The organism is Streptomyces sp. NPDC021012, from assembly GCF_044333355.1.
Taxonomy (GTDB): domain Bacteria; phylum Actinomycetota; class Actinomycetes; order Streptomycetales; family Streptomycetaceae; genus Streptomyces.
On the sequence record NZ_JBIRQU010000006.1, the window covers coordinates 103,870 to 128,733 of the forward strand.

Here is a 24,864-nt window from a genome sequence, read left to right on the forward strand (position 1 = left end):
GGCGGAAGCCTCTTCCCATAGTCACCCGGTATCCCGTATGCCCGAGGAGAAGTCCATGTCGAGGCACCCCCGTCTGGCCGCCGTCGTCACCGCCACCGCCGCCCTCACCGTGCTCGCCGCGGGTCCCGCTTCGGCGGGTGATCCGACCGTGTCCGATCCGCGCGTCGTCGCCCACTTCGACGCCGCCGCCGGGGAGAGGCCGGAGAACATCGCCCTGGAGCCCGACGGCTCCGCCGATCTGACCTTCTCCTACGCCCGGCAGGTCGTCCGGGTCACGAAGGAGGGCGTGCGGACGGTCCTCGCCACGCTGCCCGAGGTGGCCGACCCGCAGACCCCGAACATCGGCGCGGCGATCGTCTCGGGCATCGCGCGCGCCCACGACGGCACCCTGTACGTCAACTACGTCACCGGCACCGCCGAGACCGGCGTCTGGCGCATCCCGCCCGGCGGGGGCACGCCCGAGCAGATCGCCCAGTTCCCGGCCGACACCTTCCCCAACGGGCTCGCCATCGACGAGGAGTGCGGCACCCTCTACACCGCGGACTCGGCGCGCGGCGTCGTGTGGAGCGTGCCGGCGGACGGGGGCGAGCCCACCGTCTGGGCCACCGGGACGGCACTCCTGCCGACCACCGCCCTGCCCTTCGGTGCCAACGGCCTCAAGCTCCACGACGGCGCCGTGTGGGTGTCGAACAGCGCCCGCTCGACCCTGCTCCGCATCCCCGTCGAGGAGGACCGGACCGCGGGACCGATCGAGACCCGGGCGACCGGCCTCACCGGCATCGACGACTTCACCTTCACCGGGCACGGCGACACGGCGCTGGCCGCGCTGATCCTGGACAGCAGGCTCGAACTGGTCCGCCCCGACGGCAGCCACAAGACCGTCCTCACGGCCGCGGACGGCCTCCGGAACCCGACCTCCGTCGCGGTCCGCGCCAAGACCCTGTACGTCCCGAGCGCGGCCTACTACGCCACCCAGAACCCGGACCCGAACCTCCTGCTGGCCCGGATCTCCCGCAACAAGCTCTGAACAGGCTCTAGAGGACCGTCGCGCCCGGCGCCGGCGAGGTCGCGACCCGGGCCGTGCGGCAGGTGCCGGAGGCGGTGAGGGCGGCGGCGACCGCGGCCGCCGCCTCCGCGTCCTTCACCAGGAACGCCGTCGTCGGCCCCGAGCCGGAGACCAGCGCCGCGAGGGCGCCCGCCTCCGTGCCGGCCGCCAGGGTCGCGGCGAGCGAGGGGCGCAGGGAGAGCGCCGGGGCCTGGAGGTCGTTGGCGAGGGTGGCGGCGAGCGCGGTGGTGTCGCCGGTCGCCAGGGCCTCCAGGAGGGCCGGGGAGGCGGCCGGCTCGGGGACCTCGACGCCCTCGGTGAGGCGGTCGAACTCGCCGAACACCACCGGGGTCGACAGACCGCCGTCGGCGACGGCGAAGACCCAGTGGAAGGCGCCGCCGACCGTCAGCTCCGTCAGCTTCTCGCCGCGCCCGGTGCCGAGCGCCGCCCCGCCGACGAGGCTGAACGGCACGTCGGAGCCGAGCTCGGCGCAGATGTCGAGGAGCGTCTCGCGCGGGGTGTCCAGGCCCCAGAGCGCGTCGCAGGCGAGCAGGGCGCCCGCGCCGTCCGCGCTGCCGCCCGCCATGCCGCCGGCGACCGGGATGTCCTTCCTGATGTGCAGGTGCACGTCCGGGGAGATGCCGTGCCGGGCGGCGAGCAGTTCGGCGGCGCGGGCGGCCAGGTTGCTGCGGTCCAGCGGCACCTTGTCGGCGTCCGGGCCCTCGCAGGTGACGGTGAGCTCGTCGGCGGGGGTGGCGGTGACCTCGTCGTACAGGGAGACGGCGAGGAAGACGTTCGCCAGGTCGTGGAAGCCGTCGGGGCGGGCTGCGCCCACCGCGAGCTGCACGTTGACCTTGGCGGGGACGCGTACGGTCACGCCGGGCACGGCGGCCGGCGCGGACCGGGCGCCCCGGGGTTCCGTACCGCCGCTCATGCCTTCGCCTCCGGCTTGTTCTCCGCGATCCGCGCGAACTCCTCGACCGTCAGCGACTCGCCCCGCGCCTGCGGCGAGATCCCGGCCTTCACCAGGGCCTCCTCGGCGGCGGCCGGGGAGCCGGCCCAGCCCGCGAGCGCGGCCCGCAGGGTCTTGCGGCGCTGCGCGAAGGCCGCGTCGACGACCGCGAAGACCTCCTGCCGGGTGGCGGTGGTCGGCAGCGGTTCGGTGCGGCGGACGAGGGAGACGAGGCCGGAGTCGACGTTCGGCGCGGGCCAGAAGACGTTGCGGCCGATGGCGCCGGCGCGCTTGACCTCGGCGTACCAGTTGGCCTTGACGGAGGGGACCCCGTACACCTTGTTGCCGGGCTTCGCGGCGAGCCGGTCGGCGACCTCGGCCTGGACCATGACGAGGGTCCGCTCGATGCTCGGGAAGCGCTCCAGCATGTGCAGCAGGACGGGCACGGCCACGTTGTACGGCAGGTTCGCGACGAGCGCGGTGGGCGGCGGCCCCGGGAGTTCCTCGACGAGCATCGCGTCGGAGTGGACCAGCGCGAAGTGGTCCTTCTTCCGCGGCATGCGGGCGGCGATCGTCGCCGGCAGCGCGGCGGCGAGGATGTCGTCGATCTCGACGGCCGTCACGCGGTCGGCGGCCTCCAGGAGGGCCAGGGTGAGGGAGCCGAGGCCGGGCCCCACCTCCACGACCACGTCCTCGGGCCGCACCTCGGCCGTGCGGACGATCCGCCGGACGGTGTTGGCGTCGATGACGAAGTTCTGGCCCTTCTGCTTCGTGGGGCGCACGCCGAGGGCGGCGGCCAGCTCACGGATGTCGGCGGGGCCGAGGAGGGCGTCGGGGCTTTCGGGGCCGGTGGTGGTGCTCACCGGTACAGCGTACGGGGCCCGGGTGGGGCCGACCTACGGCTCACCGGTACGGGCGGCGGCCACCCGGGCGGCTAGCCGTGCGTGAGCCGGCGCCCGCAGTGGGGCCACGGGCTCGCCCCCCGCTGCACGTAGAGCTTCTTGGCGCGGAAGGTCTGCTCGGCGGCGGGCGCGTTCTGGGCGGTGCCGGTGCCGCCGAGGGCGTGCCAGGTGCCGGGGTCGAACTGGTAGAGCCCGCCGTACGTCCCCGAGGGGTCGACGGCGTTCGGGCGGCCGCCGGACTCGCAGGCGGCGAGCGCGCCCCAGTCGAGGCCGTCGGCGCCGGCGACGGAGGCGGGCAGCGGCCGGGTGCCGACCCGCACCTTGCGGCTGACGGGCTCGCGGACGATCTCCTCGCCGGTGCGGCGGGGCCGCTGCCTGACGCCGTTGACGGTGCGCAGGCTGTACGTGACGCGGCGGACGCCCGGGACGCCCGGCCGTTCGACGACCTCGGTGCCGGCGAACAGCTCGGGGTCGCGGACCCGCTCGACGGCGTACGGGACGGCCTCCTCCCGCACCTGCCGGGAGCCGGTGATCCGCATGACGTTCACCGTCTGGCCGTCGCGGGGGAAGGAGCCGGAGGGGACGGAGGTGGTGTCCTGCCCGGAGAGGGTGATCCCGGCCTCGGCGAGGGCCTCCCGGACGGTGGCGGCGTTCGTACGGATCGTCCGCTCGCGCCCGTCGGCCAGGAAGGTGACGGCCCGCTCGGTGCGGACGTCGAGGGCGAGTCCCTGGCGGGAGATGGCGGCGCCCCGGGAGGCCGAGAGGTAGGCGCCCTCCGCGCGGACCCCGAGCTGGCGCAGCGCCCCCTCGACGGTCTCGGCGGTCGTCCAGACCTGGCGGCGCTGCCCGTCGAGGGTGAGGGAGACCGGCCGCCCGTACCGGACGACGACCTCGTCGCCGCTGGCCAGGGCCGCGCCGGGGCCGGGGGCGACGATGTCGTGCTCGCCGACGGCGACGCCCTCGTCGGCGAGGAGCTCCCGCACGTCGTCGGCGAAGGTGTGGAGGGTGCGCGGGGTGCCGTCGACGGTGAGCTCGACGGCCTTGTCGTCGGCGAGGAAGGCGCTGGTGCCGCCGGCGAGGAAGGCGACGACGAGGGCCTGCGGGAGGAGTCTCCGCAGGCCCTCGCCCGTGCCGCCGGAGGCCTTGCGGCGGCGGGCGGTGCGGCGGGCCCCGGCGCGGGCGCCCTGCCCGGGCACGGCGCCCGGCAGTGCGGCGGGTACGACGAGGGGCGCGGCCTGCGTCGGCTGCTCGTGCACGGGCAGGGTCGCGGTCGCGCCCGGCCCTCCGGCTCGGTGACTGCCCTGGGAAGTGCTCACGAGGCCGGGACCCTAGCCCCGCCGGACGTGACTCTCCCGAACGACCCGACTACGACACGTAACCGTTATGCATCGGTGATGCTCAGTAGTCGAAGGCGCGGGCCGTGTTCACGGCGATCGCCCCGGCGAGCTCGTTCTCCTCCATCCCGCGCACCTCGGCCATGGCCCGGACGGTGACCGGGATCAGGTAGGGGGCGTTCGGGCGGCCGCGGAAGGGCGCCGGGGTGAGGAAGGGGGCGTCGGTCTCGACGAGGACCAGCTCCAGGGGGGCGACCGCGAGGGCGTCGCGCAGGTACTGGGCGTTCTTGAAGGTGACGTTGCCGGCGAAGGACATGTAGTAGCCCTTGGCGGCGCAGATCTCGGCCATGGCGGCGTCGCCGGAGTAGCAGTGGAAGACGGTCCGCTCGGGGGCTCCCTCCTCGTCCAGGACGCGCAGGACGTCGGCGTGGGCCTCGCGGTCGTGGATGACGAGGGCCTTGCCGTGCCGCTTGGCGATCTCGATGTGGGCGCGGAAGGAACGCTCCTGCGCGGCGATGCCCTCGGGGCCCGTGCGGAAGAAGTCGAGGCCGGTCTCGCCGACCCCGCGCACGTACGGGAGGGCGGCGAGCCGGTCGATCTCGCCCAGGGCGTCGTCGAGGGCGGAGTCGCCGCCGCCCTGGCGGGCGCCCTGCCGGGACCAGCCGTCGGGGTCCCCGAGCACGATCCGCGGGGCCTCGTTGGGGTGCAGCGCGACGGCGGCGTGCACGTTCTCGTGGGCGGCGGCCGTCTCGGCGGCCCACTGCGAGCCCTTCACGTCGCAGCCGACCTGGACGACCGTGGTCACGCCGACGGCGGCGGCCTTGGTCAGGGCCTCCTCGACGGTCCCGGACTGCAGGTCCATGTGGGTGTGCGAGTCCGCGACCTCCACGAGGAGGGGTTCGGGCAGCGGCGGCGGGGCGTCCTTGGCACTCATGGCCCCGATCGTACGAGGGCCACGAGTGCCGGCGCGTGGCCTACTGGTGACGCCGGAAGGGGTGGAGCAGGTCCGACAGGTGCCAGTGGTGCGGCACCGGCGGCTTCTCCGGGGCGTCTTCTGTCAACTCCTGGCCGATGGGTCCGGCCGGCGAGACGGGCTTCGTCGCCCGCGCCCCTTGCTGGTGCTTCTCGGTCGCGGCGATCAGGTCGAGCACCGACGACACCTGCCCCGCGCGCATGATGCGGACGACGTGGCCGCCGCAGTTCATGCAGGTGGGGCTGGACAGCGGGGACGGTACCCGCTCTCCGTCGGCCTTGTAGACGACGAATTCCTGGCCGGCTGCGTCGACGTGGTGCTCGATGTCGTACGCCTGCTCCCAGCCGTATCCACAGCGCATGCAGGCGAAGGCGTACGCCTCATGGGCGACGGATATGCCGGTGCCGGTGATCTCGCTCATGCCAGCTCCTCTCCACTGATCAGTGGACGCCTTTTCCGGCCGGAGCGCATCAGCGGGGGACGAACCATGGAATGCTCTTTGGCGTTCCCTTGCCAAGCGCCCTGCGAAGAGTCCCGGCGCCGGGTTCGGCTTTGCCTTTCAGATTAGTCCTTTACCGTTTCCAGGGCCCGACGCGTCCGCATTCTTTGCCGCGACCACCGCATCGAAGACCTCGCGCTTGGGAAGTCCGGCCTCCGCCGCGACGGCGGCGATGGCCTCCTTGCGGCGCTCGCCCGCCTCCTCGCGCACCCGCACCCTGCGCACCAGCTCCTCCGCGTCGAGCTCGGCGGGGCCGGTCTCCGGGGCGCCCTCGACGACGACGGTGATCTCGCCGCGCACGCCGTCCTTGGCCCAGTCCGCGAGCTCGCCGAGCGGGCCGCGCTTGACCTCCTCGTACGTCTTGGTCAGCTCGCGGCAGACGGCGGCCCGGCGGTCGGCGCCGAAGACCTCGGCCATCGCGGCGAGGGTGTCGTCCAGGCGGTGCGGGGCCTCGAAGTAGACGAGGGTGCGGCGCTCGCCCGCGACCTCCCGGAGGCGGCCGAGGCGCTCGCCGGCCTTCCTCGGCAGGAAGCCCTCGAAGCAGAAGCGGTCCACGGGGAGGCCGGAGAGGGCGAGCGCGGTGAGCACGGCGGACGGGCCGGGGACGGCCGTCACCTTGATGTCCTGCTCGACGGCGGCGGCGACGAGCCGGTAGCCGGGGTCCGAGACGGACGGCATGCCCGCGTCGGTCACCAGCAGCACGCGCGCGCCGCCGGCCAGGGCCTCGACGAGTTCCGGCGTACGGGCGGACTCGTTGCCCTCGAAGTACGAGACGACCCGGCCCGTGGTGTGGATGCCGAGCGCGCGGGTCAGCCCGCGCAGCCGCCGGGTGTCCTCGGCGGCGACGATGTCGGCCCGCTCCAGTTCGGCGGCGAGGCGGGGCGGGGCGTCCGCGATGTCGCCGATGGGGGTCCCTGCGAGTACCAGCGTTCCTGTCACACGGGACATCCTCCCAGCCCGGACAGGCGACGCGCACAGGCGCAGTCCCTACGATGGCGCGGTGACCAGTACCGCACCCGAGGCCCTGGAGGGCCAGCACCCCGTGGCGGCGCCCGTGGCAGAGCCCTCTTCCTGGCAGCAGCGGCTGCGGCGCTTCGGCTACGCGCCGCCGGCCGCGGAGCCGATCGGGCTGCGGGAGCGGCTCGTCCCCCCGTACACCCGGCCCTCCGAGCGGACGTGGTCGCTGCTCGGCATCGGCCCCGGCGGCGCCGAGCGCCTCTGGCGGCTGCTGGCCTGGGGCGGTCCGCTCCTGGTCACGGCGGTCGCGGGCCTGCTGCGGTTCTGGAACCTGGGCAAGCCGCATGCGGTGATATTCGACGAGACGTACTACGCGAAGGACGCCTGGGCCCTGATCAACCAGGGGTACGAGGGGGCCTGGCCGAAGGACATCGACAAGACGATCCTCACCGACCCCGGCTCGGTCCTGATCCCGACCGACCCCGGCTATGTCGTGCACCCGCCGATGGGCAAATGGGTGATCGGCGTCGGCGAGAAGCTCTTCGGCTTCGAGCCCTTCGGCTGGCGCTTCATGGTGGCGCTGCTCGGCACGCTGTCGGTGCTGATGCTGTGCCGCATCGGCCGCCGCCTGTTCCGCTCGACGTTCCTGGGCTGCCTGGCGGGCCTGCTCCTCGCCGTCGACGGACTGCACTTCGTGATGAGCCGCACCGCGCTGCTCGACCAGGTGCTGATGTTCTTCGTGCTCGCCGCCTTCGGCTGTCTCGTCCTGGACCGGGACCGGACGCGGGCGCGGCTCGCGGCCGCCCTCCCCGAGGACGAGGAGGGCGTGCTGCGGCCGGACGCGGAGATCGCGGAGACCCTCCGCCTGGGCTGGCGGCCGTGGCGCCTCGCGGCCGGCGTCTCCCTCGGCCTCGCGGCGGCCACCAAGTGGAACGGCCTGTACGTGATGGTCGCCTTCGGTCTCCTGACGGTCCTGTGGGACGTCGGCGGCCGCCGCACGGCCGGTGCGGTCCGCCCGTACGCCGCGGTGATCAGGAAGGACCTGGTCCCGGCGTTCGTCTCCGTCGTCCCGGTGGCCATCGGCACGTACCTGGCGACCTGGACCGGCTGGCTGGTCACCGACAAGGGCTACTTCCGGCACTGGGCCGAGGACCACGACAAGGCGGTCGGCGGCGGCACCTGGGGCTGGCTCCCGGACTGGCTGCGCAGCCTCTGGCATTACGAGTCCGAGGTGTACACCTTCCACGTCGGCCTCACCTCGCCGCACACCTACCAGTCGAACCCCTGGTCCTGGATCGTCCTCGGCCGCCCCGTCTCGTACTTCTACGAGTCCCCCGCCCCCGGCACGGCCGGCTGCCCGGCCACCGCGAAGGAGAAGTGCGCCCAGGAGGTCCTGGCCCTCGGCACCCCGCTCCTGTGGTGGGCGGCGTGCTTCGCGATCCTGTACGTCCTGTGGCGCTGGGCCTTCCGCCGCGACTGGCGCGCGGGCGCGATCGCCTGCGGCATCGCCGCCGGCTGGCTCCCCTGGTTCCTTTACCAGGAACGCACCATCTTCCTTTTCTACGCGGTCGTCTTCGTGCCTTTCCTGTGCCTGGCGGTGGCCATGATGCTGGGCGCGGTCATCGGCCCCCGCGGCTCCTCGGAAAGGCGCCGGACTTTCGGCGCGGTGGCGGCGGGATGTCTGGTCCTGCTCATCGTCTGGAATTTCATCTACTTCTGGCCCCTGTACACCGGGACGCCGATTCCGCTGGACCAGTGGAGAAACCGGATGTGGCTCGACACGTGGGTCTAGTGGGGAATTGAGGCGAGAGGGCGCGACCGGCGGTCGCGCCCTCTCCGCCGTTGCGGGCGGCCGCCCCGGCCCCCCTCCCCCGGCCTCGCCGGCCCCGCCGACTTCGCCGGATTCGTACAACCATCCGCACGCTCAGGAGTCATGTAAAGCGGCACGCCGTAGGCGTGTTCGTTCCGTCTCCAGGGGGACCCCACATGACTCACCGCATATCCCTGCGCGCCCGCGCGCTTCCCGCCGTGGTCGCGGCCGGGCTGCTCGTGCCCGTCGTCGCGGGCGCGACGCCCGCTTCCGCCGCCACCGCGCCGCAGGTCAGCTGCACGTCCAACACGGCCGGGCTCGCCGCCAAGCTCCAGCGGGACATCACCGCCGCCCTCGCCACCCGCACCGGTACGGTCGCCGTCGGCCTGCGCGACCGCACCACCAACACCACCTGCACCCTGCGTGCCACCACCTCCTACGACTCGGCCAGCGTCGTGAAGGTGACCGTCCTCGCCACGCTCCTCTGGGACGCCAAGAAGACCAACCGGTACCTGACCTCGCGCGAGACCACCCTCGCCACCGCCATGATCACCAAGTCCGACAACACGGCCACCACCTCCCTGTGGAACCAGCTCGGCGTCACCAAGGTGAAGGGCTTCCTGGCGGCCGCCGGCATGACGCGGACGGTGCCGGGGTCCGGCGGCTACTGGGGGCTCACCCAGATCAACGTCACCGACGAGCAGCGACTGCTCTCGCTGATCACCGCCAGGAACACCGTCCTGAGCGACAACGCCCGCGCCTACATCCTCAAGCTCATGGGGAGCGTCATCACCTCGCAGCGCTGGGGCACCCCGGCCGGCGCGCCCTCCTCCGTCGCCGTGCACGTCAAGAACGGCTGGCTGCAGCGCGCCACGCGCGGCTGGCGCGTCCACAGCGTCGGCACGTTCAACGGCGGCGGCCACGACTACACCATCTCCGTCCTCACCGACGGCAACAGCACGATGACCTACGGCGTGAACACGATCCAGGCCGTGGCCAAGGTCATCCACCGGGACCTCGTCCCGACCACGACCACCACCACCCGCTACACGCCGACCGCCACGCCCATGGAGGCGTACGTGGCGGTGCCCCAGGGCTGACGGCCCGGCCGCACGTGGGGAGGGCGGGTCGAAGCGGAGGGCGGGTTGAAGCCGATCCCGAAACGCCAGGATTCGCCACCCTCTCCAAAACCCCAACCTGCGGTTTTACTTTTTTCCGCCCTGGCGTCGCCACGGAGCGCCACGGTTTTTGCGCCATGGTCAAACCGTGACCAGAAACGCATTTCGCCATTGGTCGACGACTGACGCTTGATGAAGCCGATGAACTGCGGTTACCTCGTCCTGCGGCGGCTCCGTGGCTCACGTCCCGGGGCCGTGGCTCCTCACACACGAAAGGCCTGGCTCCGGGTTGCCGCCCGAAACCAGGCCCGTGTGCGGGGCAGCGTGGGCCCGGCCGGGTATCCGTCGGCCGGGCCCGCACTCCAGCCCGACCAGCCGTCCAGTCCCTCCTGCTGCGTCACATGAAGCGCTCGACGCATCCCGCGATGGCAGTGATCGCCGTCAGGGCCAGCGCCACCAGTTCGACCCAGTCGTACGACCGGTCCCCGCGGCGCGACCTCCTCTTCCCCGACCTCTCCATCCGGTCCGCACTCCTCCCTCTCGAACTCCCAACGACACGTTGGGGCCTGCCACTTGGCAGGCGCTCGTGGAGAGAAAGCAGTGGACTCTCGCAACCTACCGCCGCCCCGGCCCGATCCAGCACAAGATCCGCCGTTCGCCACTGTTCGCCACGCCCCGCCCCTCGAAAGCGCCACCTCTGGTATCCGCGCGGCGGGAGTGACGGATATGGCGACAGTTGCTCGACACGCTCGTGCCGGGGCTGCTTGACTCGTCGGTCCACCTGGGGAGGGGAGGCGCAGTCATGCGCAGTGGGGCCAAGGTCGCGATCGTCGGGGGCGTGTTCGCCGTCGTGGCGAGCGGCGTCGGGTACGGGGGCTACAACCTCTACAACGGGATCACGGGCGGCGACTCGACCGTCGGGTCCCAGTCCGACTCCGCGCCGAAGACGGGACCCGTCACCGCCGAGGAGGTCTCGGCCACCGCGAAGGACTTCCTGGCCGCCTGGGCCGCCGGGGAGCCGGAGCGGGCGGCCCAGCTGACGAACGACCCGGTCACGGCGGGGCCCGCGGTCGCGGCGTACCGCGAGGAGGCGAAGGTCTCGAAGGCGGTCATCACGCCGGGGACGCCGGTCGGGGCGACGGTGCCGTTCACCGTACGGGCGACCATCTCGTACGAGGACGTCTCCAAGGAATGGTCGTACGCCTCCGAACTGACCGTGGTCCGCGGCCAGACCACCGGCCGCCCGCTCGTGAAGTGGCAGCCGTCCGTCCTCCACCCGAAGCTCACCGCCGCCGGCACCCTGCGGACCGGCGTCGCCAAGACCGCCGAGGTGAAGGCCGTCGACCACGACGGCGTGGAGCTCACCGCGGAGAAGTACCCCTCGCTCCGCCCGGTCCTCGCCGAGCTCCGCAAGCGGTACGGCTCGAAGGTCGACGGCACCGCCGGCGTCGAGACCTGGATCGACTCCGGCAGCGACACCGTCCCCGACACCCCCCTCCTCGTCCTGCGGAAGGGGAAGCCGGGCACCCTCAGGACCACCATCGACGCCGGCGTCCAGGCGGCGGCCGAGAAGGCGGTCAAGGGCTTCGGACAGGCCTCGGTCGCCGCGGTCGAGCCGTCGACGGGGGCGATACGGGCGGTCGCGAACAACCCGGTCACCGACTTCAACGTCGCGCTCCAGGGGCAGCAGGCTCCCGGCTCGACGATGAAGATCGTCACGGCGGCGATGATGATGGAGCACGGCCTGGCCACGCCGGGCAGCCGGGTCGAATGCCCGCCCAGCGTGTCCTGGATGGGCGTCACCTTCCACAACCTGAACAACTTCTCCATCGAGAACGGCACCCTCACCGACGCCTTCAGCCGCTCCTGCAACACCGCCTTCATCAAGGCGATCGGCCCCCTCGACCACAAGGACATCGCGGACACCGCCCTCGGCGCGACCGCCCGCCGCTGGTTCGGCATCGGCGAGGAGTGGAACATCGGCGTCGGGGCCTGGGACGGCTCCGTGCCCGAGTCGGCCGGAGGCGAGACGGCCGCCTCGTACATCGGCCAGGGCAAGGTCACGATGAGCGCCCTGAACGTCGCCTCGCTCTCCGCGACCGCGAAGAACGGGGGCTTCCGCCAGCCGTACCTGGTGGCGAAGGACCTCGACGACCGCGAGTTCGCCAAGGCCGAACCGCTTCCCGGCGAGGTCGCCAGGGGGCTGCGCCTGATGATGAACGAAGCGGCGACGAGCCGGCTCGGCACCGCCACCCGGGCGATGGCCGGGGTCCCCTCCCCCAAGGGCGCCAAGACCGGCTCTGCGGAGGTCGACGGCCAGGGCAGGTCGAACAGCTGGTTCACCGGCTACTCGGGCGACCTCGCGGCGGCGGCCGTCGTCCAGTCGGGCGGGCACGGCGGCGACGCGGCGGGCCCGGTGGTGGCGCGGGTCCTCAGGGCGGGGTGACCACGCGCCGGGACCCGGTCGCGTGACCACGCTCCGGAACCCGGCCCGCCTGCCCGCTCCGGAACCCGATCCCCGTGCCACGCTCCGGAACCCGGTCGCGTGACCGCACGCCGGAACCCGGTCGCGTGCCCCGTACACCGACCGCTAGCGTGCGGGCATGACGACTGACGACGCGGACACCGCCTCCCCCGCCCACCCCCAGTTCGCCGCCGCCCTCCGGGAGTTGGGGCTCGACGTCGAGATCCGCCGCTTCCCGGACGAGACCCGCACCGCCCAGCAGGCCGCCGAGGCCATCGGCTGCCAGGTCGCCGAGATCGTGAAGTCGCTGGTCTTCGCGGCCGACGGGGTGCCGGTGCTCGTCCTGATGGACGGCGCCTCGCGGGTGGACGTCGAGCGGGTACGGGAGGAGCTGGGCGCGGAGAAGGTGACCCGGGCGGACGCGAAGGTGGTCCGGGAGACGACCGGGTACGCGATCGGGGGCGTGCCGCCGTTCGGCCACCGCACCCGGACCCGGGTCCTCGCCGACCGGGGCATCCTCGACCACGCCGTGGTGTGGGCGGCGGCGGGCAACCCCCACACGGTGTTCGCCCTGGACCCCAAGACGCTGGTCACCCACGCCGGAGGCACGCTCGTGGACGTCCGCGAGCCGTCCGCGTGACCCCGCTCGTCACCCTCGCGGTCCTCCTCGCCGCGGTCACGCATGCGAGCTGGAACGCGATGGCGAAGAGCGTCAGGGACCAGCTCCTCTCCTTCACGCTGATATCCGGCGGCGGGGCGCTGATCGGCGCGGCCGTGGCCTGCTTCGCGCCCCTGCCGGCGGCGGGGGCGTGGCCGTACCTGATCGCCTCCGCCCTGCTGCACGTCGCCTACTACGCCCTGCTGATGCGCTCGTTCACGCTCGGCGACTTCGGCCAGATGTACCCCATCGCCCGCGGCACCGCCCCCCTCATCGTCACCCTCCTCGCCGCCGTCTTCGTCCACGAGGTCCCGGGCGGCTGGCAGCTCCTCGGCGTCGCCGTGGCCTGCGCGGGCCTGACGGGCCTGGCCCTCTGGGGCATCCGCGGCGGCGAAACCCGCCCCCACTGGCCCGCCCTCCTCGCCGCCGGCGCCACGGGCCTGTCCATAGCCCTCTACACGGTCGTCGACGGCGTCGGCGTCCGCGCCTCCGGCACCCCCCTCGGCTACATCGGCTGGCTGATGATCCTGGAGGGCCTGGTCATCCCGGCCTACGCCCTGTGGACCCGCCGCACGGCCCTCCTCCCCCAACTCCGCCCGTACGCGACCCGCGGCCTCCTCGGCGCAGCCCTCTCCGTCGCCGCGTACGCCCTCGTCCTGTGGGCCCAGACCAAGGCCCCCCTCGCCCCCATCGCCGCCCTCCGCGAGTCCTCCATCATCGTCGGCGCCGCCATCGGCGCCCTCTTCTTCAAGGAACGCTTCGGCGCCCCGAGAGTCGCTGCGGCGGGCCTGATGGTGGTGGGGATCGGGCTGATGCTGCGGGCGGGGTGAGCACGGGCGGCGGCGCCGACGGTGTCGGCCGCCGACGCCCCACTTCGCGGCGAGGGTGTCGACCAGGGGAAGGCCCCAGCCGCCGTCGGCGCCGTCTCAGCCTGGTTTCTTGACGACGAGCCCGGGGGACCCGCGCGTTGCGGGGCCGGCGGGTCGCCCGCCCCGGAACGGATCAGACCGTCGTACGGGCCACCGGGAACCACAGCTGGGCGTCGGAGTGGTTCGGGTCGGTCCGGGAGGGGCGGGTGCGGAGGATCTCCGGGCCGGGGCGGTACTCGTACGGGTTGGAGGGGATCCACTGGGCGGCGACGTCGCCCCACATCTGCTGGAGGGCCTGGGGGAAGGGACCGGTGTTCTCGAAGACCGCCCAGGTGCCGGCGGGGCAGTCGAGGACGTCGAGGTCTTCGGGGAGGTCGGCGCCGCTCGTCACCACCGCGTGGTAGTAGTCGAGTTCGCTGCCCTCCTCGAAGCCGTCCGAGAGGCGGACCGTCGCCGAGATCACGCCTTCCGGGTCCTGGTCGGACAGGGCGGCGATCCGGAGCATCGTCTCCGGCGGGATGCTGTGGATGTGCTCGGCGATGTGCGGGTTGACGCCCTGGTAGATGAGGGGGACGCGGGCCTTCTTGCCGACGACCCGGAAGGCGTCCTTCTCCACGATGCGGTAGCGCATGGTGCTGTTCCCTTCGACGGTGAGGCGGAAGGAGAGCCGGGGCTGGGCGTTCAGGGCCGCGCCGGTGCGCCGGGCCTCGCCCGGTCCGACGCCGTGCACGGCGCGGAACGCGCGGGCGAAGGCCTCGCCCGAGGTGTAGCCGTAGCGGATCGCGATCTCCAGCAAGGTCGGCTGCCCGGCGAGGACTTCGGCCGCCGCGACGGTGAGCCGGCGGCGCCGTACGTACTCCGAGAGCGGCATCCCCGCCAGCGACGAGAACAGCCGCCGGAAGTGGTACTCCGACGTGACCGTGATCCGGGCCAGTTCGGAGACGTCGACGGGCTCGTCGAGACGGTCCTCTATGTGCTCCATGGCCTGGTTCAGACGATCCAGCAACCCGGTCTCCTTCCCTTTCGATCACCGACGTTAGGGAGGAGCATGCCTTCCGGACCCGACGATCCGTGCCCGCTCCGGTCGGGTCCGCAAGGGCCTTCAGTCGTTCAGAACCTCCGCGAAGTGCGTGTTCACCGCGAGGAGTCCGCCGTCCACGCGGAGGGTCGTGCCCGTGATCCAGGAGGCGTCCGTGGAGGCCAGGAAGGCGACCGCCGCGGCCACGTCCTCCGGGGTGCCGACGCGGCCCAGGGGGTAGACGCGGGTGGCCAGGGCCTCCAGTTGCTTCTCCTTGCCCGCCCAGGCCGTCGTCGCGATCGTGCCCGGGTTGATCTGGTTGACGCGGACCCCGCGCGGGGCCGCGTCGCCGGCCAGGGTGCGGGTGAGGGAGGCCAGGCCCGCCTTGGCGGCGCTGTAGGCGTGGTTGCCGAAGTCCGCCTCCGCGTTGACCGAGCCGATCGTGACGATCGCCCCGCGCCCGCCGGCCGCCGCGAGGTGCGGCAGGGCGGCCCGGGAGCAGCGGACGGCACCCATGAGGGTGACGTCGAGCTGGCCGGTCCAGTGGGCGTCGGGCTCGTCCTCGAAGCGGTCCCGGTCGGCGGCGACGGGGGCGAGGGCGTTGTTGACGAGGACGTCGAGGCGGCCGAACGCCCGTACCGCGTGCGCCACCGCCGCGTCGACCGATTCCTGGTCGCCGACGTCGCAGCGCGCCGCCTCCGCCCCGGGGAGCTCCCCGGCCGTGCGACGGGCCGCCTCCTCGTCGATGTCGGTGACGAGGACCCGCGCGCCCTCCGCCGTGAGCCGCCGGGCGGTGGCCGCGCCGATGCCGCGCGCCGCGCCGGTGACCAGTACCGCGTATCCGCCGAAGCGTTCCCTGAGATCCATGGGGCGATCACAGCACCGGCGCACCGGTCACGCCAGGGCGCGCGAGTCCGTCACCTCGGCCTCGCGCGACGGGCCGGTGGTCGACTAGCGTCACGGGTCCGCTCCCGTGCGAGGAGCGGTACGGATGTGGGGGGAACGGGAGCATGGGTCAGCTGATCGCCGTCGCGGTCATCACGGTTCTGGCTGTCATCAGCCCCGGCGCGGACTTCGCCATGACCGTCCGCAACAGCTATCTGTACGGGCGGACGGCGGGCGTCCTCGCGGCCGTCGGGATCGCGGCGGGCGTCCTCGTCCACGTCACGTACACCATGCTGGGCGTGGGCCTCCTGGTGTCGCGTTCGCCGATGCTGTTCACCGCGATGAAGCTGATCGGCGCCGCGTACCTGGTGTACATCGGGTACAAGACCTTCGTCGCCAGGTCCCAGGCGGACATCGACCTCTCGGACGACGCCGGTCTTTCGAAGGCGGGGGCGCTGCGCACCGGGTTCCTGACGAACGCCCTCAACCCGAAGACCATGCTCTTCGTGCTGAGCACCTACACCCAGGTCGTCAGCGCCGACACCCCCGTCCTCCAGCAGGTCGGCTACGGCCTGTTCATGTCGCTCGCGCATCTGGTGTGGTTCGGCATCGCCGCGGTCCTCTTCTCCCAGCAGGGCCTGCGCGCGCGGCTGTTGCGGAGGCAGGCCGTGCTCAACAAGGTCATCGGGTCGGTGCTCGTCGGGCTCGGGATGGTGCTCGCGCTCACGCCGGCCGTCGCCTGAGCCGCCCCTCAGGCGACCGACACGCGTTCGACGCGCGGCTCGGCGATCGACTCGTAGTCCTTCGCGGACAGGGCGATCGAGCGGTCGAGCCGTGCCGCGTTGAAGTAGAACTCCTCGTTGGCCAACAGGTCGGGGTCCACGATCAGTTCGAGGCGCTCGTCGAAGGAGAACGGCAGGATGGTGCCGCTCGGCGAACCCGCGAGCTCCTCCGCGGTCTCCGGGGAGGCGAAGGAGGCGTACGTGCCGCCGTACAGGGCCTTCACCGCGTTGAGGTCGACGCGCTTGTCTCCCGGTACGACGACGAGCGCGAAGCGCTTCTCCTTCTTGCCGATCTTCACCATCGCGATGATGCACTTGGCCGCCTGCGCCGGCTCGTGGCCGCGCAGCGCGCTGACCGCCTCGGTGGCGCCCTCGGGGGCGTGCTCGATCACCCGGTGGGCCGCGCCGCGCTCGTCGAGCAGGGCGAGCAGCTTCTCGTACGTGGCGTAGGTGGCGTGCGCGTCGTGCGTGGATTCCATTCGCCTTGCTCCCCTTGGGACTTGGTACGTCTCCGGCCCCTCGACCCTACTCGCCGGGAACGGCCTCAGGCCGCCGTCACCGACCGCACCGCGCGGACCAGGGCCTGGGCGCGGGGGTCGGCCGTGACCGTCTTCCGCATGCCGTTGGTGACGTAGCCGAAGGCGATGCCCGCGTCCGGGTCGGCGAAGCCGAGGGAGCCGCCGCGGCCGGGGTGGCCGAAGGAGGAGGGGCCGAGGAGCGGGGAGGCCGGGCCGTGCAGCATGTGGCCGAGGCCGAAGCGGGTGCCGACGAGGAGGACCTGGTCGGGGCCCGCCGACTCCTCCGTGCGGGCCAGGGTGAGGGTCGCCGGGGCGAAGAGGCGCTCGGCGCCCTCGACGGGGCCGAGGGTGGCGGCGTAGAAGCGGGAGAGCGAGCGGGCGGTGGCGACGCCCGCCGAGCCGGGCAGTTCGGCCGCCCGGTAGACGGGGTCGTTCTCGTCGGGGGCGGGCTCGATGACGCCGAAGGCGCGCCGGGTGAGCGACCGCGGGTCCTGGTACGCCTCGGAGACCGTGCGCTTGGGGCGGAGCCTGAGCGCGCCGCTGCCCGGCGGGTCGATCTCCTCGACGGGGCCGAGCCGGCCGACCCGGTGGGCCTCGGTCCCGGGCAGGCCTATCCACAGGTCGAGGCCGAGGGGTCCGGTGATCTCCTCGGCGGCCCACCGGCCGATGGTGCGGCCGGTGACCCGGTGGACCAGGCCGGAGAGCAGCCAGCTGAAGGTGTGGGCGTGGTAGCCGTGGGCGGTGCCGGGCTCCCAGGCGGGGGCCTGGGCGGCTATCGCACGCGTGGCGGTGTCCAGGTCGACCGCCTCGGCGAGGGTGAGCGGGACGTCGAGGACGGGGACGCCCGCCCGGTGCGCGAGGAGCTGCCGTACGGTCACCCGGTCCTTGCCGTGGGCCTTGAACTCGGGCCAGTACGAGGCGACGGGGGCGTCCAGGTCGAGCAGTCCGCGCTGGTGCAGGAGCAGGGGGACGGCGGCGGAGACGCCCTTGGTGGCGGAGCGGACGACCTGGGCGGTGTCCGCCGTCCAGGGGTCCGTGCCGTCGGCGTCCTTCGTGCCCGCCCACAGGTCGACGACCTTCTCGCCGTCGCGGTGGACGGCGACGGCCGCGCCGCGCTCGCCCCGCTCCTCGAAGTTGCGCAGGAACGCGTCCCTGACCGGCTCCCAGCCCGCCGCCACCGTGCCCTGGACGTCCACCTGACCCACGCTCTCTCTCGTACGACCGACTCCCATGGTGCAACGCGGGGGAAGAAGGCCTGATTCCGGGGTCAGGCGGACGTCGGGGTCCGTCAGACGAGGTGGATCGTGAAGCGCCTCACGAGCGTGGGGGTCGTGGCGATCGTGTCGGAGTGGACCGTGCCGCGGGCCTTGTCGTACGCCCCGGTGCCGCCGGTGATCGCGTTGTCGAAGGGGCCCTGGGAGATGTAGTCGTAGTACATCCCCTGCACGGTGAGCTGGCCGTCCGGGAGGGTGTAGGTCGTGATGCACTGCTCCGCTTCCTCGACCACCGCAGGGTCCCCGCCCCGGGTGGTGGTGCAGGTGCCGTTGGTCTCGCCGACCACGTTGCCGCCCTCGTCCTTGAGGACCGACCGGACGACGACCCGGTCGCCCTGCGAGACGGTGCCGGGGGTGACGGGGAAGCGGGTCAGCTGCTGCAGCTCGGCCAGGAGCGTGAGGGTCCGGGCCTTGCCCCCGGCGTGGGGGGAGGCGGCGCCCGCGACGGGGGCGCAGGCGAGGAGGGTGACGAGGGCGGTGGCCGTGCCGAGGCAGGCCGCTCTGATGGGGCGCATCATGCGACTCCTGGGGTTGGTGTTCGGGAATGACCGGATGGCGAACTCTCATCCGATTCCGTTCGATTCCCTTCATAGCCCCGGCTCCGGCCCCGCCCGGAGCACCCCGGCACGACCCGCTGGCATGTCCAGCCGGTCGGACCAAAAACCGTGGGGCCCCCGGCTCACGCCACGGAGCTCGGTACGAAGCCGAACGGCAGCTCCAGGCGGTGCCGGGCCATCGTCTCCTCGTCCGAGAGGATCGCAGCGGTCGGGCCGTCCTCCACGATCACGCCCTCGCTGAGGATGACCGAGCGCGGGCAGAGCTCCAGGGCGTACGGCAGGTCGTGGGTGACCATCAGGACGGTGACGTCGAGGCCGCGGAGGATGTCGGCGAGCTCGCGGCGCGAGGCCGGGTCCAGGTTGGAGGAGGGCTCGTCGAGGACGAGGATCTCCGGCTCCATGGCGAGGACGGTGGCGACGGCGACCCGGCGGCGCTGCCCGAAGGAGAGGTGGTGCGGGGGGCGGTCGGCGAACTCCGCCATCCCGACCTTCTCCAGGGCCTTCCGCACGACGGCTTCGAGTTCGGCGCCCCGGACGCCCGCCGCCGCCGGGCCGAAGGCCACGTCCTCGCGGACGGTCGGCATGAACAGCTGGTCGTCGGGGTCCTGGAAGACGATGCCGACCTTCCGCCGGATCTCGGCCATGTGCTTCTTGCCGACCGGGAGCCCGGCGACGGTGACGGTGCCCGCGCCGCCGGTGAGGATGCCGTTGAGGTGGAGGACGAGGGTGGTCTTGCCGGCGCCGTTGGGGCCGAGGAGGGCGACCCGCTCGCCGCGCCCGACGGTCAGGTTCACGCCGAAGAGGGCCTGGTGGCCGTCGGGGTAGGCGTACGCGAGGCCGGAGACTTCCAGCGAGGGGGCGGTCATAGGGTCCATCCCAGGAGGCAGATCAGGAGTGCGGTGAGGGGGAGGGCGGCGGCGTACGCCCACTGGGCGCGGGTGGCGGTGACCTCGTCGATGACCGGCATGGTGCCGCCGTAGCCGCGGCTGACCATGGCGAGGTGGACGCGTTCGCCGCGCTCGTACGAGCGGATGAAGAGCGCGCCCGCGGACTTGGCGAGGACGCCCCAGTGGCGGACGCCCTTCGCCTCGAAGCCCCGGGAGCGGCGGGCGACGGACATGCGGCGCATCTCGTCGGTGATGACGTCGCCGTACCGGATCATGAACGAGGCGATCTGGACGAGCAGCGGCGGCAGTTTGAGCCGCTGGAGGCCGAGGACCAGGGCGCGCAGTTCGGTGGTGGAGGCGAGGAGCACGGAGGCGGCGACGCCGAGGGTGCCCTTGGCGAGGACGTTCCAGGCGCCCCACAGGCCGGGGACGCTCAGCGAGATCCCGAGGACCTCCGTCTGCTCGCCGGGGACGACGAAGGGCATGAGCAGCGCGAAGGCGACGAACGGGATCTCGATGAGGAGCCTTCGCAGCAGGAAGCCGGCCGGGACGCGGGCCCGCGCGGCGACGACGCCGAGCAGGACCGCGTACAGGGCGAAGGCCCAGACGGCCTCGCGGGGCGTCGAGACGACGACCACGACGAAGCCGAGGACGGCGGCGAGCTTGGTGTGCGGGGGCAGCTCGTGGACCGGGGAGTGCGCGTGCCGGTAGAGCTTGTGGGCGTGCCCCGCTCCCATCTCAGGCCTCCTGGGGGGCGGTCTTGCGGCGGCGGACGACCCAGAAGGCGCCGGTGCCGACGGCCAGGGTCGCGCCGACGCCGATGACGCCGGCGAGGCCGCCGGAGAGGCGGGGGGCCTCGATGCCCTTGACGCCGTAGTCGGCGAGCGGGGAGTCGGCGGCGGCGTGCTTCTCGACGTTCTTGTCGATGCCCTGGTCGGCGGCGACCTTCTCCAGGCCGTCGGGGCTGGCGGAGGCGTAGAAGGAGACGAAGCCGGCGAGGACGAGGGCGGTGACCACGCCGCCGATCCACAGCTTCTTCGGGGAGGCCTTCGCGACGGGCGTCGCGGAAGGAGTCGCGTCGATCAGTTCGCCGTCGACGCGGAGCTTGAGCGGCGCGGTCAGGCCGCGGGCGCCGTACACGAGGTCGGGGCGGACGGCGATGACGGCGCCGACGGTCAGCATGGTGATGACGGCCTCGCCGACGCCGATGAGGACGTGGACGCCGACCATGGCCGTGAGGACCTTGGAGACGGGGACGTCGGTGGTGCCGCCGATCGCGTAGATGGCCGTGAAGACGGTGGCGGCGGCCGGTACGGAGACGAGCGCGGCGGCGAAGGAGGCCGCGGTCACCGAGCGGCGGGTGCGCGGCAGGAGGAGGACGAGGCCGCGGAAGACCGCGTAGGACACGACGACGGTGACGACGCCCATGACCGTGATGTTCACGCCGAGGGCGGTGAGGCCGCCGTCGGCGAAGAGGATGCCCTGCATGAGCAGGACGACGGCGATGCACAGGACGCCGGTCCAGGGCCCGACGAGGATCGCGGCGAGCGCTCCGCCGAGGAGGTGTCCGCTGGTCCCGGCGGCGACCGGGAAGTTCAGCATCTGGACGGCGAAGATGAAGGCCGCGACGAGGCCCGCGAGGGGCGCGGTCCGCTCGTTCAGCTCGCGCCGGGCCCCGCGCAGGCCCGCGGCGACGGCGCCGGCGGCGACGACACCGGCGGCGGCCGACACGGGGGCGTTGATGAATCCGTCAGGTACATGCACCTCGGAATGATAGAGCGCTCCTGCGAAGAGCTTGCAAGAGCGCATCAGTCACAGAACAGGGGCGCGCGCCCGCGCACACCCGCCGTCCGCACACCAGCCGCCCCCGCACCCCCGCCCTCACACGTGACCCCGCGCACACTCTCCGCCGTCCGCGCATGTGACGCGCCCCCACCGGGAAGGAGTGGAACCATTAGTCGATAAGAGGACAAAACGTGAGGAGCCTCCGATGGACGGCGCGCACGACCACCGAGTCGACGACCATGCCAAGGGGCGGATCATCAGCGACGCCCCGCTCTCCCGCCCCGTCCCGGTATCCCTCCGTTACGACCCCGGGGCCTCCCCGGCCACGGTCCGCTTCGGCTTCCCCGGCGCCGTCGAGTGGTCCTTCCCGCGCGCCCTCCTGGAGACCGGCCTGCGCGCCCCGACCCGCCGCGGCGACATCGGGGTCTGGCCCTGCGGCCGCGTCCAGACGGTCGTCGAGCACCACACGGACGACGGGGTCACGGTCGTCCAGTTCGACACCACGGCCCTGCTCCGCTTCCTGAAGCACACGTACGCCGCCAGTACGTCGATGACGACGCGCTGACGGCGTACGGGGACCGGGCCGGGGGTCAGACCTTCACGAGGTCCGGCTTCGCGGCGCCGGTGCCGGGCCCACCCGTGGACTGCGCGAGGCTCTCGCCCTCCACGTCCACGTTGGGCAGGATCCGGTCGAGCCACTTCGGCAGCCACCAGGCCTTGTGGCCGAGGAGCGCCAGGACGGCCGGGACGATCGCCATGCGGACCACGAAGGCGTCGAAGAGGACGGCGGCGGCGAGGCCGAAGCCGATCATCTTGACCATCTGCTCGTCCATGCCGATGAAGCCGGAGAAGACCGCGATCATGATCACCGCGGCGGCGGTGACCACCCGGGCGCTGTGCCGGAAGCCGGTCACGATCGCCTCGCCGGGACGCTCGCCGTGCACGTACGCCTCGCGCATCCGGGTGACGAGGAAGACCTCGTAGTCCATCGCGAGGCCGAAGACGACGCCCACCATGAAGATCGGCATCATCGACATGATCGGGCCGGTCTGCTCGACCCCGAAGAGGCTGCCGAGCCAGCCCCACTGGAAGACCGCGACGACCGCGCCGAGGGCCGCGACCACCGAGAGCAGGAAGCCGAGGGCCGCCTTCAGCGGGACGAGGACCGAGCGGAAGACCAGGGTCAGGAGCACGAAGGCGAGGCCGACGACGAGCGCCAGGTACGGCACGAGCGCGTCGTTCATCTTCTGCGAGAAGTCGATGTTCATCGCGGTGGCGCCGGTGACGAGGACGTTGTCGCCCGTGGCGCCGCGGATGTCGTGGACCAGGTCCTCGGTCTCGGTCGAGGACGGCCGGTCCTTCGGGATCACGGTGATCATCGCGGCGTCGCCGGCCTTGTTCGGGGTCGCCGGGGTGACCGCCGCCCAGCCGTCGAGGCCCTTGATCGTGGAGACCGTCCTGTCGGCGGCGGCCTTGTCGCCGTCCACGACGACGAGCAGCGGGCCGTTGAAGCCGGGGCCGAAGCCGTCGGACAGCAGGTCGTACGCCCGGCGCTCGGAGGTGGCGGTCGACTTCACGCCGTCGTCCGGGAGGCCCATCTCCAGGGAGGCGGCGGGCACGGCGATCGCGCCGAGGCCGAGGACGCCGACGATCAGCACCATCAGCGGGCGGCGGATGACGAAGCGGGCCCAGCGGGTGCCGCCGTTGGGCTTGTCGCTCGTCTTGGCGGTGCCCTTGCGCACCTTGCGGCTGACGACCTTGTCGCCGGCGAAGCCGAGCAGGGCCGGGATGAGGGTGAGCGCGATGAGGACCGCGATCACGACCGTGCCGGCGGCGGCGAAGCCCATCTTCGTCAGCATCGGGATGTTGACGACGGCCAGGCCGACCAGGGCGATGACGACGGTGAGTCCGGCGAAGACGACGGCGGATCCGGCGGTGCCGACGGCCCGGCCCGCGGCCTCCTCCTTCGCGCGGCCCTCGGCGAGCTCCGCGCGGTAGCGGGAGACGATGAAGAGGGCGTAGTCGATGCCGACGGCGAGGCCGATCATCGACGCGAGCGTGGAGGTGGTGGTGCCGAGGTCCAGGACGTTCGCGAGCGCGGTGATCGTCGAGACGCCGATGCCGACGCCGATGACCGCGGTGAGCAGCGGGAGCCCGGCCGCGACGAGCGAGCCGAAGGTGATGACGAGCACGATGCCCGCGAGAACGATGCCGATGGCCTCGCTCGCGCCCTGCTCGGGCATGGTCTGGAGGGCGTCGCCGCCGACCTCGACGGTCAGGCCCTTGCCCTGCGCGTTCTGGCCGGCCTGCTTGAGCGCCTCGCGGGTCTCGTCGGTCAGCTCCATGGCGTTGACCTTGTAGGAGACCGAGACGTAGGCGGTGGAGCCGTTCTGCGAGACGGCGTGCGCGGTGTACGGGTCGACGACCTGGACGATCTGGTCCGAGCCGGACTTGAGCGCGGAGACGGTCTCCTCGACGACGGCCTTGTGCGCCGGGTCGGTCACCTTCTGGCCCTCGGGGGCCTTGAAGACGACGCGGGCGGTGGCCCCGTCGGCCCCGGCGCCCGGGAAGCGCTCTTCGAGCAGGTCGAAGGCGCGCTGGGCCTCGGTGCCGGGGATCGAGAAGGAGCTGGAGGTGGCGGTGGGCGCGGTGGCGGCGCCGACGCCGGCGACCGCGAGGAGCGCCACCCAGAGGAGGGCGACGAGCCGTCGGCGCCGGAAGGCGGCGCGGCCCAGCTTGTAGAGGAACGTGGCCACGGGGGCGTACTCCCATTGTGGGGCGGGACAGGACATGGGGAGCCGGCCCGACGGCGTGAGCGGTTCGTCGTCAGGTGGAGAGGTGGTGCTTCAGGAACTTCAGGAGCTTCAGGTGGATCAGACGCCGAGTGAGGGGAGCACCACGGCGTCGAAGTAGGCGCTGAGGAAGGCGCGGTCGACCGGCTGGTCCTCGATCAGCGGCCGGGCGATGAACGCACCGATCAGCATGTGCGGGACGAGCTTGAGCGCCGGGTTGCCGGCCTCGATCTCGCCCCTGCGGACCGCTCGCTGCAGCACCTCGTCGAGGCCGTTCATCTCGGGTTCGATGAGCAGCTCGCGCAGTGCCCGGTGCAGTTCGGGGTTGGTGTGGACGGCATGGGCGAGGCCCCGCATCAGCGCGGCGTCCTTGTCCATCTGGCAGTCGTCGGTGTGGGCGAGCATCTCCTGGATGTCGCCCCGCAGCGAGCCGGTGTCGATCTGGGTGATGTCGACCGGCTTGTTCGAGCGCAGCGCCCGGGCGACCAGCTCCGGCTTGCTCCCCCACTGGCGGTAGAGGGTGGCCTTGCTGGAGCGGGTGCGGGCGGCGACGGCGTCCATGGTGAGGGCGTCGTAGCCGACCTCGCGGAGGAGTTCGAGCACGGCCGCGTACAGCTCGGACTCCCGCTCGGGAGTGAGTCTGCTGCGTGCCATGGCCGGTCTCCGATCCGAACGAAACGGTTTCGTACAGTACCAAGATACCCCCGACATCAGCGAAACGAAACCGTTTCGTACGTGTCCTGGCCCACATCGTGCGCGCGTTCACAAGGACGCCCGCATACACG

At 72.6% G+C, this 24,864-nt stretch carries 25 protein-coding genes; 8 read left to right on the top strand and 17 right to left on the bottom strand.

The window, feature by feature from the left end:
* Positions 1–55 precede the first annotated feature (55 nt).
* Positions 56–1,027 carry a hypothetical protein gene (locus tag ACH4TP_RS20895; RefSeq protein WP_398438765.1) on the top strand — a complete coding sequence of 324 codons (972 nt, stop codon included), beginning with the start codon at positions 56–58 and terminating at the stop codon, positions 1,025–1,027.
* A 7-nt stretch (positions 1,028–1,034) separates the two neighbouring features.
* On the opposite strand, the gene ACH4TP_RS20900 is transcribed toward ACH4TP_RS20895, so the two are convergent.
* The 6 genes from ACH4TP_RS20900 to rsmI all read right to left on the bottom strand — a co-directional run bounded on the left by ACH4TP_RS20900 (position 1,035) and on the right by rsmI (position 6,653).
* Positions 1,035–1,979: a 4-(cytidine 5'-diphospho)-2-C-methyl-D-erythritol kinase gene (locus ACH4TP_RS20900; RefSeq protein ID WP_398438767.1), complete on the bottom strand. Its 945-nt coding sequence runs from the start codon at positions 1,977–1,979 to the stop codon at positions 1,035–1,037.
* Positions 1,976–2,860, bottom strand: coding sequence for a 16S rRNA (adenine(1518)-N(6)/adenine(1519)-N(6))-dimethyltransferase RsmA (rsmA, locus tag ACH4TP_RS20905; protein ID WP_389227749.1), 885 nt, complete (start codon positions 2,858–2,860; stop codon positions 1,976–1,978). Before rsmA ends, ACH4TP_RS20900 begins: the two co-directional genes overlap by 4 nt.
* A 71-nt stretch (positions 2,861–2,931) precedes the next feature.
* Positions 2,932–4,215 carry a ubiquitin-like domain-containing protein gene (locus ACH4TP_RS20910; protein WP_398188072.1) on the bottom strand — a complete coding sequence of 428 codons (1,284 nt, stop codon included), beginning with the start codon at positions 4,213–4,215 and terminating at the stop codon, positions 2,932–2,934.
* Between the two features lie 82 nt (positions 4,216–4,297).
* Positions 4,298–5,167: a TatD family hydrolase gene (locus ACH4TP_RS20915; RefSeq protein ID WP_398188075.1), complete on the bottom strand. Its 870-nt coding sequence runs from the start codon at positions 5,165–5,167 to the stop codon at positions 4,298–4,300.
* Positions 5,168–5,207: 40 nt separating this feature from the next.
* On the bottom strand, positions 5,208–5,627 hold the full coding sequence (locus ACH4TP_RS20920; RefSeq protein WP_389227740.1) for a hypothetical protein: 420 nt from the start codon (positions 5,625–5,627) through the stop codon (positions 5,208–5,210).
* Positions 5,628–5,765: 138 nt separating this feature from the next.
* Positions 5,766–6,653 carry a 16S rRNA (cytidine(1402)-2'-O)-methyltransferase gene (gene rsmI, locus ACH4TP_RS20925; protein WP_398188078.1) on the bottom strand — a complete coding sequence of 296 codons (888 nt, stop codon included), beginning with the start codon at positions 6,651–6,653 and terminating at the stop codon, positions 5,766–5,768.
* Between the two features lie 52 nt (positions 6,654–6,705).
* On the opposite strand from rsmI, the gene ACH4TP_RS20930 reads away from it, so the two are divergent.
* Together ACH4TP_RS20930 and ACH4TP_RS20935 are read left to right on the top strand one after the other, a co-directional pair.
* Positions 6,706–8,454 (top strand): dolichyl-phosphate-mannose--protein mannosyltransferase, encoded by a 1,749-nt coding sequence (locus ACH4TP_RS20930; protein ID WP_398188081.1) that lies wholly within the window; start codon positions 6,706–6,708, stop codon positions 8,452–8,454.
* 194 nt (positions 8,455–8,648) lie between these two features.
* Positions 8,649–9,572, top strand: coding sequence for a serine hydrolase (locus ACH4TP_RS20935; protein ID WP_389227732.1), 924 nt, complete (start codon positions 8,649–8,651; stop codon positions 9,570–9,572).
* Positions 9,573–9,987: 415 nt separating this feature from the next.
* Here the strand turns inward: ACH4TP_RS20935 and ACH4TP_RS20940 are convergent, their stop codons facing one another.
* Complete coding sequence (locus ACH4TP_RS20940; RefSeq protein ID WP_398188087.1) at positions 9,988–10,110, bottom strand: hypothetical protein; 123 nt, start codon at positions 10,108–10,110, stop codon at positions 9,988–9,990.
* 282 nt (positions 10,111–10,392) lie between these two features.
* Here ACH4TP_RS20940 and ACH4TP_RS20945 point away from each other — a divergent pair, with 282 nt between their 5' ends.
* The 3 genes from ACH4TP_RS20945 to ACH4TP_RS20955 all read left to right on the top strand — a co-directional run bounded on the left by ACH4TP_RS20945 (position 10,393) and on the right by ACH4TP_RS20955 (position 13,542).
* Positions 10,393–12,036 (top strand): penicillin-binding transpeptidase domain-containing protein, encoded by a 1,644-nt coding sequence (locus tag ACH4TP_RS20945; RefSeq protein ID WP_398438768.1) that lies wholly within the window; start codon positions 10,393–10,395, stop codon positions 12,034–12,036.
* Between the two features lie 157 nt (positions 12,037–12,193).
* The gene (locus ACH4TP_RS20950; RefSeq protein ID WP_398188093.1) at positions 12,194–12,694 is read left to right on the top strand and encodes a YbaK/EbsC family protein; all 501 of its coding nucleotides are present in this window, start codon (positions 12,194–12,196) and stop codon (positions 12,692–12,694) included.
* Entirely contained in the window at positions 12,691–13,542 is an 852-nt protein-coding gene (locus ACH4TP_RS20955; RefSeq protein WP_398438769.1) for an EamA family transporter, read from the top strand. The genes ACH4TP_RS20950 and ACH4TP_RS20955 overlap by 4 nt, the downstream gene beginning before the upstream one ends.
* Before the next feature lie 172 nt (positions 13,543–13,714).
* Here the strand turns inward: ACH4TP_RS20955 and ACH4TP_RS20960 are convergent, their stop codons facing one another.
* Positions 13,715–14,587: a GyrI-like domain-containing protein gene (locus tag ACH4TP_RS20960; protein WP_398438770.1), complete on the bottom strand. Its 873-nt coding sequence runs from the start codon at positions 14,585–14,587 to the stop codon at positions 13,715–13,717.
* A 96-nt stretch (positions 14,588–14,683) separates the two neighbouring features.
* Entirely contained in the window at positions 14,684–15,466 is a 783-nt protein-coding gene (locus tag ACH4TP_RS20965) for an SDR family NAD(P)-dependent oxidoreductase (RefSeq protein WP_398438771.1), read from the bottom strand.
* Between the two features lie 143 nt (positions 15,467–15,609).
* Here ACH4TP_RS20965 and ACH4TP_RS20970 point away from each other — a divergent pair, with 143 nt between their 5' ends.
* Positions 15,610–16,227 (top strand): LysE family translocator, encoded by a 618-nt coding sequence (locus ACH4TP_RS20970; protein ID WP_389227711.1) that lies wholly within the window; start codon positions 15,610–15,612, stop codon positions 16,225–16,227.
* Positions 16,228–16,235: 8 nt separating this feature from the next.
* On the opposite strand, the gene ACH4TP_RS20975 is transcribed toward ACH4TP_RS20970, so the two are convergent.
* The 6 genes from ACH4TP_RS20975 to ACH4TP_RS21000 form a co-directional block, all read right to left on the bottom strand.
* Positions 16,236–16,745 (bottom strand): YbaK/EbsC family protein, encoded by a 510-nt coding sequence (locus tag ACH4TP_RS20975; RefSeq protein ID WP_398438772.1) that lies wholly within the window; start codon positions 16,743–16,745, stop codon positions 16,236–16,238.
* Between the two features lie 65 nt (positions 16,746–16,810).
* Positions 16,811–17,980 (bottom strand): serine hydrolase domain-containing protein, encoded by a 1,170-nt coding sequence (locus ACH4TP_RS20980; RefSeq protein WP_398188454.1) that lies wholly within the window; start codon positions 17,978–17,980, stop codon positions 16,811–16,813.
* A 92-nt stretch (positions 17,981–18,072) separates the two neighbouring features.
* Positions 18,073–18,576, bottom strand: coding sequence for a hypothetical protein (locus ACH4TP_RS20985; RefSeq protein WP_398188108.1), 504 nt, complete (start codon positions 18,574–18,576; stop codon positions 18,073–18,075).
* 161 nt (positions 18,577–18,737) lie between these two features.
* Positions 18,738–19,481: an energy-coupling factor ABC transporter ATP-binding protein gene (locus tag ACH4TP_RS20990; protein ID WP_389227703.1), complete on the bottom strand. Its 744-nt coding sequence runs from the start codon at positions 19,479–19,481 to the stop codon at positions 18,738–18,740.
* Positions 19,478–20,239 carry a cobalt ECF transporter T component CbiQ gene (gene cbiQ, locus ACH4TP_RS20995; protein ID WP_389227700.1) on the bottom strand — a complete coding sequence of 254 codons (762 nt, stop codon included), beginning with the start codon at positions 20,237–20,239 and terminating at the stop codon, positions 19,478–19,480. Before cbiQ ends, ACH4TP_RS20990 begins: the two co-directional genes overlap by 4 nt.
* A 1-nt stretch (position 20,240) precedes the next feature.
* On the bottom strand, positions 20,241–21,266 hold the full coding sequence (locus ACH4TP_RS21000; protein ID WP_398188117.1) for an energy-coupling factor ABC transporter permease: 1,026 nt from the start codon (positions 21,264–21,266) through the stop codon (positions 20,241–20,243).
* 226 nt (positions 21,267–21,492) lie between these two features.
* Here ACH4TP_RS21000 and ACH4TP_RS21005 point away from each other — a divergent pair, with 226 nt between their 5' ends.
* Positions 21,493–21,852, top strand: coding sequence for an SsgA family sporulation/cell division regulator (locus tag ACH4TP_RS21005; protein ID WP_389227694.1), 360 nt, complete (start codon positions 21,493–21,495; stop codon positions 21,850–21,852).
* 25 nt (positions 21,853–21,877) lie between these two features.
* Here the strand turns inward: ACH4TP_RS21005 and ACH4TP_RS21010 are convergent, their stop codons facing one another.
* Both ACH4TP_RS21010 and ACH4TP_RS21015 read right to left on the bottom strand, forming a co-directional pair.
* On the bottom strand, positions 21,878–24,043 hold the full coding sequence (locus ACH4TP_RS21010) for an MMPL family transporter (RefSeq protein WP_398188120.1): 2,166 nt from the start codon (positions 24,041–24,043) through the stop codon (positions 21,878–21,880).
* A gap of 117 nt (positions 24,044–24,160) precedes the next feature.
* The gene (locus tag ACH4TP_RS21015; RefSeq protein ID WP_398438773.1) at positions 24,161–24,733 is read right to left on the bottom strand and encodes a TetR/AcrR family transcriptional regulator; all 573 of its coding nucleotides are present in this window, start codon (positions 24,731–24,733) and stop codon (positions 24,161–24,163) included.
* Positions 24,734–24,864 lie beyond the last annotated feature (131 nt).